The 12,421-nt window shown below is 70.9% G+C and carries 12 protein-coding genes; 7 read left to right on the forward strand and 5 right to left on the reverse strand.

What is annotated here, in order from left to right:
- Positions 1–16 precede the first annotated feature (16 nt).
- On the forward strand, positions 17–787 hold the full coding sequence (locus tag ACZ5WG_RS26230; protein WP_468726326.1) for an SDR family oxidoreductase: 771 nt from the start codon (positions 17–19) through the stop codon (positions 785–787).
- Between the two features lie 169 nt (positions 788–956).
- Here ACZ5WG_RS26230 and ACZ5WG_RS26235 read toward each other — a convergent pair whose 3' ends face one another.
- Positions 957–2,150: an RtcB family protein gene (locus ACZ5WG_RS26235; RefSeq protein WP_468726328.1), complete on the reverse strand. Its 1,194-nt coding sequence runs from the start codon at positions 2,148–2,150 to the stop codon at positions 957–959.
- A gap of 193 nt (positions 2,151–2,343) precedes the next feature.
- Between ACZ5WG_RS26235 and ACZ5WG_RS26240 the strand changes: the two genes are divergently transcribed.
- The 3 genes from ACZ5WG_RS26240 to ACZ5WG_RS26250 all read left to right on the forward strand — a co-directional run bounded on the left by ACZ5WG_RS26240 (position 2,344) and on the right by ACZ5WG_RS26250 (position 5,837).
- On the forward strand, positions 2,344–3,204 hold the full coding sequence (locus tag ACZ5WG_RS26240) for a DUF3558 domain-containing protein (protein WP_468726330.1): 861 nt from the start codon (positions 2,344–2,346) through the stop codon (positions 3,202–3,204).
- Positions 3,205–3,365: 161 nt separating this feature from the next.
- Entirely contained in the window at positions 3,366–4,133 is a 768-nt protein-coding gene (locus ACZ5WG_RS26245; RefSeq protein ID WP_468726331.1) for a DUF3558 family protein, read from the forward strand.
- 105 nt (positions 4,134–4,238) lie between these two features.
- The gene (locus ACZ5WG_RS26250; RefSeq protein ID WP_468726332.1) at positions 4,239–5,837 is read left to right on the forward strand and encodes a DUF2637 domain-containing protein; all 1,599 of its coding nucleotides are present in this window, start codon (positions 4,239–4,241) and stop codon (positions 5,835–5,837) included.
- A 68-nt stretch (positions 5,838–5,905) separates the two neighbouring features.
- Here the strand turns inward: ACZ5WG_RS26250 and lysS are convergent, their stop codons facing one another.
- Positions 5,906–7,636 (reverse strand): lysine--tRNA ligase, encoded by a 1,731-nt coding sequence (gene lysS, locus ACZ5WG_RS26255; protein WP_468726334.1) that lies wholly within the window; start codon positions 7,634–7,636, stop codon positions 5,906–5,908.
- A gap of 180 nt (positions 7,637–7,816) precedes the next feature.
- Here lysS and argS point away from each other — a divergent pair, with 180 nt between their 5' ends.
- Positions 7,817–9,607: an arginine--tRNA ligase gene (argS, locus tag ACZ5WG_RS26260; protein WP_468726335.1), complete on the forward strand. Its 1,791-nt coding sequence runs from the start codon at positions 7,817–7,819 to the stop codon at positions 9,605–9,607.
- Positions 9,608–9,689: 82 nt separating this feature from the next.
- On the opposite strand, the gene ACZ5WG_RS26265 is transcribed toward argS, so the two are convergent.
- Positions 9,690–10,076 (reverse strand): hypothetical protein, encoded by a 387-nt coding sequence (locus ACZ5WG_RS26265; protein WP_468726336.1) that lies wholly within the window; start codon positions 10,074–10,076, stop codon positions 9,690–9,692.
- Between the two features lie 17 nt (positions 10,077–10,093).
- Here ACZ5WG_RS26265 and ACZ5WG_RS26270 point away from each other — a divergent pair, with 17 nt between their 5' ends.
- A complete protein-coding gene (locus tag ACZ5WG_RS26270; protein ID WP_468726337.1) occupies positions 10,094–10,255 on the forward strand; it encodes a DUF397 domain-containing protein in 162 nt (53 codons plus the stop codon).
- On the opposite strand, the gene ACZ5WG_RS26275 is transcribed toward ACZ5WG_RS26270, so the two are convergent.
- Positions 10,237–10,509 carry a DUF1876 domain-containing protein gene (locus tag ACZ5WG_RS26275; RefSeq protein ID WP_266626754.1) on the reverse strand — a complete coding sequence of 91 codons (273 nt, stop codon included), beginning with the start codon at positions 10,507–10,509 and terminating at the stop codon, positions 10,237–10,239. The genes ACZ5WG_RS26270 and ACZ5WG_RS26275 overlap by 19 nt on opposite strands.
- A 227-nt stretch (positions 10,510–10,736) precedes the next feature.
- Here ACZ5WG_RS26275 and ACZ5WG_RS26280 point away from each other — a divergent pair, with 227 nt between their 5' ends.
- Complete coding sequence (locus tag ACZ5WG_RS26280) at positions 10,737–11,084, forward strand: DoxX family protein (RefSeq protein WP_468726339.1); 348 nt, start codon at positions 10,737–10,739, stop codon at positions 11,082–11,084.
- A gap of 265 nt (positions 11,085–11,349) precedes the next feature.
- Here the strand turns inward: ACZ5WG_RS26280 and hemB are convergent, their stop codons facing one another.
- A complete protein-coding gene (gene hemB / locus ACZ5WG_RS26285) occupies positions 11,350–12,351 on the reverse strand; it encodes a porphobilinogen synthase (protein WP_266665073.1) in 1,002 nt (333 codons plus the stop codon).
- Between the last annotated feature and the right edge of the window lie 70 nt (positions 12,352–12,421).

The raw sequence follows: 12,421 nt of genomic DNA on the forward strand, positions 1-12,421 counted from the left end.
CCGAGGAGCCCCGCACATGAGCACGGCCACCCGAACCGCCGTAGTCACCGGCGCGAGCAGCGGCATCGGCGCGGCCACCGCCCGGCAGCTCGCCGACGCCGGCTACCACGTCGTCCTCACGGCCCGCCGCAAGGACCGCATCGAGGCCCTCGCCGCGGAGCTCACCGCAGCCGGCCACTCCGCCGTGGCCCACGCCCTCGACGTCACCGACCGGCCCGCCGTCGACGCGTTCGCGGCCTCCCTCGACCGCTACCCCTCCGTCGACGTACTCGTCAACAACGCAGGCGGCGCCATCGGAGCCGAGCCCGTGGCCACCGGCGACCCCGCCGACTGGCGCACGATGTACGAGGTCAACGTCATCGGCACGCTCAACCTCACCCAGGCCCTCCTGCCCGCCCTCGTCGCCTCCGGCGACGGCACGGTCGTGGTCCTGTCCTCCACCGCCGGCCACTCCACGTACGAGGGCGGCGCCGGCTACGTCGCCGCCAAGAACGGCGCCCGCGTCCTGGCCGAGACCCTCCGCCTGGAGATCGTCGGCCAGCCCGTCCGCGTCATCGAGATCGCCCCGGGCATGGTGAAGACCGAGGAATTCGCCAAGACCCGCTTCCGCGGCGACGAGGAGAAGGCCGAGAAGGTCTACGCGGGCGTCGCGGCCCCCCTCACCGCCGACGACGTGGCCGACACCATCACCTGGGCCGTGACCCGCCCCAGCCACGTCAACATCGACCTCCTGGTGGTCCGCCCCCGCGCCCAGGCCTCGAACACCAAGGTCCACCGCGAGCTCTAGACGATTCCCGCCGCCTTCAGATGCGGCATGAGGGCCGCCGGCTTCAGCCCGGCGGCCTCCGCCGCACCCGGGGCACGCTCCAGATCCGTTGACCGGTCGACGCGGAGGGGCCCGGACCGATCACGTTCGGTCCGGGCCCCTCCACTCCCCCGACAACTGCGCCCAGGGCTCAGCCCTTGACGCAGATGACCTGCTTGAGCTTGGCCACGACCTCGACGAGGTCCGTCTGCTGGTCGATGACCTGCTCGATCGACTTGTACGCGCCCGGGATCTCGTCCACGACGCCCGAGTCCTTGCGGCACTCCACGCCCTTGGTCTGCTCGACCAGGTCGCGCGCCGAGAACTTCTTCTTCGCCGCCGTCCGGCTCATCTTCCGGCCCGCGCCGTGCGAGGCCGAGTTGAAGGACTTCTCGTTGCCGAGGCCCTTCACGATGTAAGAGCCCGTCCCCATGGAGCCCGGGATGATCCCGTAGTCGCCGCTGCCGGCGCGGATCGCGCCCTTGCGCGTGACCAGCAGGTCCATGCCGTCGTACCGCTCCTCCGCCACGTAGTTGTGGTGGCAGCTGATCTCCCGGTCGAAGGAGACCTTCGCCTTGCGGAACTCCTTGCGCACGACCTCCTTGAAGAGGCTCATCATCGCCGCGCGGTTGTACTTGGCGTACTCCTGCGCCCAGAAGAGGTCGTTGCGGTACGCCTCCATCTCCGGGGTCGCGGACAGGAACACCGCCAGGTCCCGGTCGACCAGGTTCTGGTTGTGGTCCAGGCTGCGGGCCACGCCGATGTGGTACGCGGCGAGCTCGTTGCCGATGTTCCGGGACCCGGAGTGCAGCATCAGCCAGACCGAACCCGTCTCATCGAGACAGAATTCGATGAAGTGGTTGCCACTTCCGAGCGTTCCGATCTGCTTCGTGGCACGCTCCTGACGGAACTTGACCGCATCGGTGAGGTAGTCGAAGCGCGCCCAGAGGTCCTCGTACCCCGCCTCCGAGAAGCCGTACAGCCGCGACGGGTCCACCGCCTCCTTGTGGAGGCCCATGCCCACCGGGATCGCCTGCTCGATCTTCGAGCGGAGCTTGGACAGGTCCCCCGGCAGGTCGTTCGCCGTCAGGGACGTCTTCACCGCCGACATGCCGCAGCCGATGTCCACCCCCACCGCCGCCGGGCACACCGCGTCCTTCATCGCGATCACCGAGCCGACCGTGGCGCCCTTGCCGTAGTGGACGTCCGGCATGACCGCCAGGCCCTTGATCCACGGAAGGGTGGCGACGTTGTGCAGCTGCTGCATCGCGCCGGCCTCGACCGACGCCGGGTCGGTCCACATCCGGATCGGGACCTTCGCTCCCGGTACCTCTACATACGACATACGACTTCAATCCCCCGAGAAAGCATAGAAAATTCGCTATACGCAAAAAGCCTCGCTCTTAGCCCCAAACCAGACAGGAGACCGGCGCCAGCACCAGCGTGTGCGATAGACATTGTGTTCATCCGCGTCCAAAGCGCGGCAACGTATTTTCCTGACCGCCGGGCCGCCGGCCGGTCGAAGGGAGCCAGTGGACGTGCAGCGCAAGGCGGTACGGCGACGAGTCCTGCCGGGCATCGCGATGCTGACCGCACTCATGGCCGGCCTGGCCGGCCTGACCGGGTGCACCAGCGGCAACGGCGTCGGGGACGACACCGACTCCAAGGCGGGCGACAGCAGCCCCGCACCCGCACCGGCCGGCAAGTACCGCAGCCTGCCCGCGCCGTGCAGGGCCGCCGACGGCAAGCGCCTGAAGGCCATGCTCCCGGCCGCGGACAGCCTCACCGACGAGCAGCGCGCGCAGCTGTACGCCGGCGCCGCGGACACCTCGTACGACGGCGACCGGCACGTCGGCTGCCGCTGGACGGCGCAGACGCCCGCGGAGACGCGGCTGCTGTCGGTCGGCTTCGAGCGCGTGGTCTCGTACGACCGGACCCTCATGAGCGACGACGACAAGGCGCGACAGGTGTACGTGCGCCGGCTGACGGACGCGCACCTGCCCTTCCCCGGCCCCACGCCGAGCCCCAGTACGAGTACGGGTACCAGCCCCGCCCCCAGCACCGCCCCCAGCACTCCGCCGGCCGCAAGCGCTCCCCCGCCGGCCGGGCAGTCGCCGTCCCCCGGTGCCGGCAGCCCCTCCGTGCCGCCGCCCGAGCTCGGGTCCCGCGTCATCGAAGGGCTCGGGACCGAGGCGTTCCTGGAGGACAAGCTGAGCGCGGCCGGGGCCAGCGCGGCGCAGTCGCGGACCGTGCGGATTGTGTTCCGCACCTCGAACGTCATCGTCACCGTCGAGTACAGCGTGCAGCCCGCGCTGCCCGGTACGGTCCCGGCGAGCCCCGAAACCCAGGACAAGGCACGGCAGTTGGCGCAGGCTCTCGTCGAGCGTTTCAACGACTGAGAGAGCGCCCGAGAGCGGGCGCGGGGGGCTCGGCGTGACGGCGCGCACAGCAGGTGCGCGCCGGGTCGGGCTACCGTTGCTCGGGTCCCGCGCCCGCACCACGCCTGCACTACGCCCGCACCGCGTCCACAGAACGCGCCCCACTACGTACTGAAGGAACCATGCACCGATCAGCCTCGCGCCTCACTCGCGTTCTCGCCTGCGCAGCCGTCCCGGTGATACTCACCGTCGCCGGCTGTTCGTCCGACTCGGGCAAGGACTCGGGTTCGGGCGGCGACAAGAAGCCCGGCGCGTCCTCGTCCGCCAAGCCGAGCGGCAAGGCGTCGGCCGCGCTGGAGAAGGCGGCGTTCGCGACGCTGTCCGACCCGTGCAAGTCGATCCAGACCAAGACCGTCGACACCCTCGTCCCGGAGGCGAAGGACAAGAACGGCACCGCGACGAAGTCGAACGACCTGACCACCCGCGCCAGCTGCTCCTGGAACGGTCTGGACGAGGACGGCCTGAAGGGCTCGCAGTACCGCTGGCTGTCGATCTCCCTGGTCCGCTACGAGTCGCACGCCTCCCTCGGCGGCGCGAACAAGCGCGCCGAGGAGCAGTTCAACAAGCAGGTCGAGACCGCCAAGACGACCGAGGGCGCGCACGACGTGAAGGTCGAGCAGGCGGGCGGCATCGGCGACCAGGCGTCGTCGGTCGTGTACGGCGTGAAGAAGGACGTCGACTTCTTCAACACGACGATCGTGGCGCGCACGCAGAACGTCGTGATCACGCTCGACTACAACGGTGCGGCGTACGAGGGTGCCGGCGCTCCGGATCAGGCCAAGCTGCTCGAGAACGCGATCGCGGCGGCGAAGGAGGCGGCGGCCTCGGTCGGCACCGCCAACCAGCAGCAGAAGCAGCCTGAGCAGCAGGCTTCGCCCTCCGCGCAGTAGGCGTCGGCTGACCCGGGCGGCTTAACAGGAGGCTGACATTCAGTCACCTGTGCAGTCACCCGTACGCTGTGCCTGCCGTAGCTCGACAAGGGGAGGGGACCGCGGGTGGCCGCGATGCAGCTGACTCGTACGCACCGGATACTCATCGGCGTCGTGGTCGCAGGAGCCGTGGTCATCGCGGGGATCGGTTTCGCGGGCTCGTACGCCGCGGTCCGCGCGCTCGCCCTGCAGAAGGGGTTCGGGAGCTTCTCGCTGGTGTTCCCGATCGGCATCGACGCGGGCATCTGCGTGCTGCTGGCGCTGGACCTGCTGCTGACGTGGATCCGGATCCCGTTCCCGCTGCTGCGCCAGACGGCGTGGCTGCTGACCGCGGCGACGATCGCGTTCAACGGCGCGGCGGCCTGGCCGGACCCGCTGGGCGTGGGCATGCACGCCGTGATCCCGATCCTGTTCGTGGTCACGGTGGAGGCGGCCCGGCACGCGGTGGGCCGGATCGCGGACATCACCGCGGACCGGCACATGGAGGGCGTCCGCATCACGCGGTGGCTCCTCTCCCCCGTCCCCACCTTCAAGCTGTGGCGCCGGATGAAGCTGTGGGAGCTGCGCTCCTACGAGCAGGCCGTCGGCATGGAGCAGGACCGGCTGATCTACCAGGCGCGGCTGCAGGCCCGGTACGGGCGGGCGTGGCGCCGCAAGGCCCCGGTGGAGGCGCTGATGCCGCTCCGGCTGGCCCGGATCGGCGTCCCCCTTTCCCAGACGGCCCCGGAGGGCCTGGCGGCGGCGGGCATCGACCCGATGCTGCTCCCTCCGGCGGCCGCGGCCATCGCGACGGGCGCGGCGTCATCGGCTCCGGCCTTGGAGGCGGGCGCGGCGGGCCTGGCGGGCCCCGGCGCGGCAGGCATACCGGGCCAGGCGGCCACCGCGGGCCCGGCGGGCCGGGCGGGCCTCGTCGCCGCGGCCGCGGGCATCCCCGGCCAGGCGGGCCTGCAGGGCGCAGCCCCGGGCCGGGCGGACCTCGCCGACGTGGCCGCGGGCGTCCCGGGCCTGTCGGGCGGAGCCGATGGCCGGCCGGGCCTTGCCGGTGCGGCCGCGGGCGTCCCCGGCCAGGCGGGCGTCCCCGGCGGAGCCGCCGGCCCCGCGGGCCAGGCCGCGCCGCAGGCGCCGGGCTCCGCGCACACCCCCGGGGCACAGCCCCACCCGGGGTCTGGGGCGGAGCCCCGGTCCCGGGAAGGGGCGGGTGGGGCAGCAGCCCCGCAGGGCCACACCCCGCCCCCCTTCGCGGTCGACCCGACGGCCATGCCCGCGGCCCACGACAGCGCCTGGTTCGCCGCACCACTGGCCCCGCAGGCCGCGTACGAGGGCGGGTACAACCCCCAGTACGTCGAGGGCCTGGAGCCGACCCCGGTCATGCCCCCGACCGGCCCGGACGAGGACGTTCCGCAGCAGGAGCAGCTTCCCGTACCGCCGGCCGCCGATGACGACGACTCCGGCTTCGACCAGGTCAAGTTCAACGAGGCGGCCTACGAGGTGTTCCGCTCGTACCTCGACGAGCACTCCGACTTCCCGACCCCCGAGCAGGTGGACATACACCTCTCGGACCGCCACGGGATCGACCACCCGCGCAGCTCCTCGATGATCCGCAAGCTCATGCCGGGCCTGAAGCTGCGTTACCAGCGCGAGCTGGAGAACGAGCACATCGCCTGAGCCGGAAGCAGTACCCGCACGCGAAGGGCCCGCACCCCCGAGGGGATGCGGGCCCTTCGGCGTCCGCGTCAGGCGGCGAGCAGCTTGCGCACCCGGTCCGCGCCCACGGCGAGGAGCAGCGTGGGCAGGCGAGGCCCGGTCTCCCGGGTCACGAGCAGGCGGTACAGCAGCGCGAAGAACGAGCGCTGTGCGACCTTGAGCTCGGGGGTGGGCTTGGCGTCGGGCTCCAGGCCCGCCATCACCTTGGGGACGCCGTAGACGAGCGTGGTGAGCCCGTCGAGCGACCAGTGCGAGTCCAGCCCGTCCACGAGCATCCGCAGCGACTCACGGCCCTCGTCGTCCAGCGAGGACAGCAGCTCGGTGTCGGGCTCCTCGCGTACGAGGGTCCGCTGGTCGGCCGGGACCTGGGTGGTGATCCAGTTCTCGGCGCGGTCCAGGCGCGGCCGTACCTCGTCGAGGGAGGTCAGCGGCTGCGACGGGTCCAGGTCGGCCAGGATGCGCAGGGTCTGCTCGTCGTGCCCGGCGGTGATGTCCACGACGGACGCGAGGGTCCGGTACGGCAGCGGGCGCGGGGTGCGCGGCAGCTCGTGCGAGGCGACGCGTACGGCACGGGTGTGCGCGGCGGCGTCGGCCGGCAGCACGGAGCCGTCGGCGACCTTGGCCTCGAGCTTGTCCCACTCGTCGTAGAGCCGCTGGATCTCCTGGTCGAAGGCGATCTTGAAGGACTGGTTCGGCTTGCGGCGGGCGTACAGCCAGCGCAGCAGCTGCGGCTCCATGATCTTCAGCGCGTCGGCCGGGGTCGGGACCCCGCCCTTCGACGACGACATCTTGGCCATGCCGCTGATGCCGACGAACGCGTACATCGGTCCGATCGGCTGCTCGCCGCCGAAGATGTGCACGATCTGGCCGCCGACCTGGAAGGACGAGCCGGGCGAGGAGTGGTCGACGCCCGAGGGCTCGAAGATCACGCCTTCGAAGGCCCAGCGCATCGGCCAGTCCACCTTCCAGACCAGCTTGCCGCGGTTGAACTCGCTCAGCTTGACGGTCTCGGTGAACTCGTCCTCGGTGCAGACGTAGGTCAGCTCGGTCGTCTCGTCGTTGTACGAGGTGACCTTGGTGAAGTCCTTGCCGCACTGGCCGCAGTACGGCTTGTACGGGAAGTACCCGCCCTCGGCGCTGCTGCCGTCGTCCTCGGCGGCCGCGCCGGAGCCCTCGGCGGCCTCCAGCTCGGCCTCGTCGACCTGCTTCTGCTGGGGCTTCTTGCCGCCCGGCTTCTGCTTGGTGCGGTACTGGTCGAGGACGGCGTCGATGTCGCCGCGGTGCTTCATCGCGAACAGGACCTGCTCGCGGTACGCGCCGGAGGTGTACTGCTCGGTCTGGCTGATCGGGTCGTACTCGACGCCCAGCTCGGCCAGCGCCTCGACCATGGCGGCCTTGAAGTGCTCGGCCCAGGTCGCGTACGCCGATCCGGCCGGGGCCGGGACGGAGGTCAGCGGCATGCCGATGTACTGGCCGTAGGTCTCGGGGTCGACGCCGGGGATGCCGGCCGGCACCTTGCGGTAGCGGTCGTAGTCGTCCCAGGACAGGACGTGCCGGACCTCGAAACCGCGGCGGCGGATCTCGTCGGCGACCAGGTGCGGGGTCATGACCTCGCGGAGGTTGCCCAGGTGGATCGGGCCGGAGGGGGAGAGTCCGGACGCGACGACGACAGGTTTGCCGGGTGCTCGGCGCTCCGCCTCGGCGATGACCTCGTCCGCGAAACGGGAGACCCAGTCGGTCTCGGTGCTGCTCTGAGCCACGACACGTCCTTCTATCTCGAATGCTGGCTTCAGCCATTCTCCCAGACGGAACAGGCCGCTCCGGGGTTGCCTGCGGACCCCCTTTATCCCGGGCACCGGACAGCTCCCACGTGGGATACTCGGCACTTGTCGGAACAACCAAGTGCACCTTCAGGCACGACCTCACAGGAACGGCAGCTCATGGCCTCGGTCCCTTCCCTCGCTTCTTCCGTCAATCAGCGCGTCGCGGACGCCCTCGCCTCGGCCCTGCCGGAGGCCGGTGGCGCCGACCCGCTGCTGCGACGAAGCGACCGGGCCGATTTCCAGGCCAACGGCATCCTGGCGCTCGCGAAGAAGGCGAAGGCCAACCCGCGCGAGCTGGCGGCGACCGTGGTCGGTTCCATCCCCGCCGGCACCGCCGATGACCTGATCAAGGAGATCGAGGTCTCGGGCCCCGGCTTCCTCAACATCACGGTCTCCGACCGGGCGATCATCGAGACCCTGGCGGCGCGCGCCGGCGACGACCGGCTCGGCGTCCCGTACGCGGCCGACGCGGGCACGACGGTGGTCGACTACGCGCAGCCGAACGTCGCGAAGGAGATGCACGTCGGCCACCTGCGGTCGGCGGTCATCGGCGCGGCGATGGTCGAGATCCTGGAGTTCACGGGCGAGAAGGTGGTCCGGCGCCACCACATCGGCGACTGGGGCACCCAGTTCGGCATGCTCATCCAGTACCTGATCGAGCACCCGCACGAGCTGGACCACAAGGCCGCGGGCGAGTCGGCGGAGGTCTCCGGCGAGGAGGCCATGTCCAACCTGAACCGCCTGTACAAGGCCTCGCGGGCGCTCTTCGACTCGAACGAGGAGTTCAAGACGCGGGCCCGGGCGCGGGTCGTCGACCTCCAGGCGGGCGAGGCGGAGACCCTCGCGATGTGGCAGCGGTTCGTCGACGAGTCGAAGATCTACTTCTACTCCGTCTTCAACAAGCTGGACATGGACATCCAGGACGCGGACGTCGTCGGCGAGTCCGGCTACAACGACATGCTGGTCGAGACGTGCAAGCTGCTGGAGGAGTCGGGCGTCGCCGTCCGCTCCAACGGCGCGCTGTGCGTGTTCTTCGACGAGTACAAGGGCCCGGACGGCAACCCGACCCCGCTGATCGTCCAGAAGTCGGACGGCGGCTTCGGCTACGCCGCGACCGACCTGTCGGCGATCCGGGACCGCGTGGGCAACCTGAAGGCGGACACCCTCATCTACGTGGTCGACGCCCGCCAGTCGCTGCACTTCAAGATGGTCTTCGAGACGGCCCGCCGGGCCGGCTGGCTGAGCGACGAGGTCAAGGCCGTCCAGCTGGCCTTCGGCACGGTCCTCGGCAAGGACGGCAAGCCGTTCAAGACCCGCGAGGGCGAGACGGTGCGGCTGGTGGACCTGCTGGACGAGGCCGTGGAGCGGGCGACCGCCGTGGTCCGGGAGAAGGACAAGGACCGTGGCCTGCTCACCGAGCGGGAGATCGTCGAGAACGGCCTCCAGGTCGGCATCGGCGCGGTCAAGTACGCGGACCTCTCCACCTCGGCCGCGCGCGACTACAAGTTCGACCTGGACCAGATGGTCTCGCTGACCGGTGACACGTCCGTGTACCTCCAGTACGCGTACGCCCGGATCCGGTCCATCCTGCGCAACGCGGGCGACCGTTCCCCGGTGGCCCACCCGGAGCTGGCGCTGGCGCCGGCCGAGCGGGCGCTGGGCCTGCACCTGGACGGGTTCGGCGCGCTGGTCCAGGAGGCGGCAGCGGAGCACGCCCCGCACAAGGTGGCCGCCTACCTGTACCAGCTGGCCTCGCTGTTCACCACGTTCTACACCGAGTGCCCGGTCGTGAAGCCGGAGCCGGAGCTCGTCGTCGGCGAGAACCGCCTGTTCCTGTGCGACCTGACGGCCCGGACGCTGACGAAGGGCATGTCCCTCCTGGGCATCCGCACCCCCGAGCGTCTCTGACCCTGTCCGCGGCCCCGCCCCCGCCGGCACCCGTTGCCGGCGGGGGCGGGGCCGTCCGCTGTCCGGATTCCCTGCGCGGCGCCTACGGCGCACCCTGCCCGTCGCCGCCGGACTGCCGGATCCGGCTGTTGTCCCGGGCCGTGGCCTCCTGATCGACGGGCCCGGCAGGGGCGGCCCCGCCCGCCTGGCTGATCTCCGAGGTGCCCGACGCTTCGGCCTTCTGCCGTACGGGGCGTTCCGGCACCACGGGAGCCGCGACGGGCGCGGTGGGCGCCGTACCGGCCCACCAGCCGCCGGCCAGCCCTACGGCGGCGGTCATGGCCCCGGCGAACCCGGCGGCCACGGCGACGGCGTCGGAATCCTTCTCGGGCAGCCAGCCGAAGGGATCAGCCTGGGCCAGCTTGAAGCAGACGAAGAACATGACCGCCGAACCGGCGACGACTACAACCCACCGCAACGGACGCGACATCGGGCCCCCTCCAGCCGATGAACCGAACCTCTGAAGCCAGGTACGTAAGAACATCTCCCCCAACCAGCCGTGCCGCAAGGCTTGTTCGGCACGTGAGGGACTCGAAAGTCCCTCACGGCCCTTTGCTCGCCCTCACTCCCACCGCGTGGTCGCTGCTCACTCACTGGTTCAGCGGATAGGAGTGCCGGCCCGTCGCCTCGTCGATCTCCGAGTGGGCCTTCTGCAACATCTGGGAAGCGAGATCCATGAGCGCGCGAGCGCCTGCGATCTCTTCCCCGACCCGCAGCTGCTCCGGGTCGGAGGGGTGACGCATGGCGTAGCCGTGCGCCCTCATCTCGGAGCCGTCGCCGAGTCTGACCATGGCCGCCGCACTGGTGCGGTGGCCTTCCTCGGTGAATTCGAGCTCCACGTGCCACCCGACGAGTGTGGGCATGGTGCATCACCTCCAGGGGGTCACCTTGCCTCCAGGGTGCGCCCGGGGGGACGGGAACGCGAGCGGGGGGTGGGGGCGGGGGCCGTGTCGCGTCAGATCGCTACGTGCTCCTCGTCCTTCGGCGTCCTGCGGCCGTGAAGATTTTTTCGGTGGGCTGTCACATTCGCGTGGCGCGGCGAGTCATGGGAGTGAAGAACGCAACGGAACCGCCCGATGAGGAGCATCTGATGTCCACCACCGCCACCGTCGTCACCATCGTCGCCGCCGTCATGTCGGGCTTCTCGGGCGGTTCGATCTTCCTCCGCGCCAAGTTCGTCGTCGAACCGCTGGCCGCGTACGGGGTCCCCCGGTCCTGGTGGAACTGGCTGGGTGCGGCGAAGGCCGCAGGCGCGGCGGGTCTTCTCGTCGGGCTGTTCGTCCCGGTCATCGGCCTGCTGGCCGCCATCGGCCTGGTCCTGTACTTCACCGGGGCCGTGATCGCCGTCGTCCGGGCCCGGTCGTACGGACACGTCCCCTTCCCGCTCCTGTACATGGCCCCCGTGGTCGGCGCCCTGGCGCTGGGCTTCCCCGCCTGAGCCCCCGGCACCGCACGGCCGCGGGACGTCCTGTTCGCCGGGATCGCCGGCCGGCCTTGAGCCGGAAGCCGAGCTGACGTACTCCACCCCCGCTCCACGGGGACATCGCCCCCGTCCCCCTACGCTCCCCCGCATGGACAGAGCACGGCGGCTGAAGTCGGGGCGGTGGCTGGTGTGGTGGCGGGTCTGGCGAGCCGGGGCCCCCGCCGGGTCCGAGCGGCACGTGTGGCCGCTGCGCTGACCGGCGGGGGCCCACCGGCAAGGGTCAGCGTGCCTCGCGCAGCCAGCCCGCGACCTCCGTCGCCCAGTACGTCAGGATCGTGTCCGCCCCGGCCCGCTTGATGCCCAGCAGGGTCTCCAGGATGGCCCGGTCGCGCTCGATCCAGCCCTTCTCCGCCGCCGCCTCGATCATCGCGAACTCGCCGCTGATCTGGTACGCGGCCACCGGGACGTCCACGGCCTGCGCGACCCGGTACAGGATGTCCAGGTACGGGCCGGCCGGCTTGACCATGACCATGTCGGCGCCCTCCTCCAGGTCGAGCGCCAGCTCCCGCAGGGACTCCCGGGCGTTCGCCGGGTCCTGCTGGTAGGTCTTGCGGTCACCCTGGAGGGAGGAGGCGACGGCCTCGCGGAAGGGGCCGTAGAAGGCCGAGGAGTACTTGGCGGTGTAGGCGAGGATCGAGACGTCCTCGTGGCCCGTCTCGTCGAGCGCGTCGCGGATGACGCCGACCTGGCCGTCCATCATGCCGCTCGGTCCGACCACGTGGACGCCCGCGTCGGCCTGGACCTGGGCCATCTCCGCGTACCGCTCCAGCGTCGCGTCGTTGTCGACGCGTCCGTGCTCGTCCAGTACGCCGCAGTGGCCGTGGTCGGTGTACTCGTCCAGGCACAGGTCCGACATGATGACGAGGTCGTCGCCGACCTCCGCCTTCACGTCGCGGATCGCGAGCTGCAGGATGCCGTCCGGCTCCGTGCCCGCCGTGCCCAGCGCGTCCTTGTTCTCGTCCGCCGGGACCCCGAAGAGCATGATCCCCGCGACGCCCGCCTCCACGGCCTCCACCGCGGCCTTGCGCAGCGTGTCCCGCGTGTGCTGGACCACGCCCGGCATCGCCGAGATCGCGAGGGGCTCGCTGATGCCTTCCCGCACGAACGCCGGGAGGATCAGGTCCGAGGGGTGCAGCCGGTTCTCCGCGACCATCCGCCGCATCGCCGGGGTGGTGCGCAGCCGGCGGGGCCGCGAGCCGGGGAAGGATCCGTACGCGCTCATACTCAGTCGCCTCTTCGAGCTTCGAGAACAGTCGTGAAACAGCGTAGGCCGTGCCCGCCGCCGCCCCTGC

The organism is Streptomyces sp. NPDC032745, from assembly GCF_055579465.1.

What these genes read in the sequence shown, in the direction of transcription:
- ACZ5WG_RS26230 (WP_468726326.1), top strand. Translation starts at nt 17, where the DNA reads ATGAGCACGGCCACCCGAACCGCCGTAGTCACCGGCGCGAGCAGCGGC.
- ACZ5WG_RS26235 (WP_468726328.1), bottom strand. Translation starts at nt 2,150, where the DNA reads ATGTCGTATGTAGAGGTACCGGGAGCGAAGGTCCCGATCCGGATGTGG.
- ACZ5WG_RS26245 (WP_468726331.1), top strand. Translation starts at nt 3,366, where the DNA reads ATGCACCGATCAGCCTCGCGCCTCACTCGCGTTCTCGCCTGCGCAGCC.
- argS (WP_468726335.1), top strand. Translation starts at nt 7,817, where the DNA reads ATGGCCTCGGTCCCTTCCCTCGCTTCTTCCGTCAATCAGCGCGTCGCG.
- ACZ5WG_RS26265 (WP_468726336.1), bottom strand. Translation starts at nt 10,076, where the DNA reads ATGTCGCGTCCGTTGCGGTGGGTTGTAGTCGTCGCCGGTTCGGCGGTC.
- ACZ5WG_RS26270 (WP_468726337.1), top strand. Translation starts at nt 10,094, where the DNA reads ATGAACCGAACCTCTGAAGCCAGGTACGTAAGAACATCTCCCCCAACC.
- ACZ5WG_RS26275 (WP_266626754.1), bottom strand. Translation starts at nt 10,509, where the DNA reads ATGCCCACACTCGTCGGGTGGCACGTGGAGCTCGAATTCACCGAGGAA.
- ACZ5WG_RS26280 (WP_468726339.1), top strand. Translation starts at nt 10,737, where the DNA reads ATGTCCACCACCGCCACCGTCGTCACCATCGTCGCCGCCGTCATGTCG.
- hemB (WP_266665073.1), bottom strand. Translation starts at nt 12,351, where the DNA reads ATGAGCGCGTACGGATCCTTCCCCGGCTCGCGGCCCCGCCGGCTGCGC.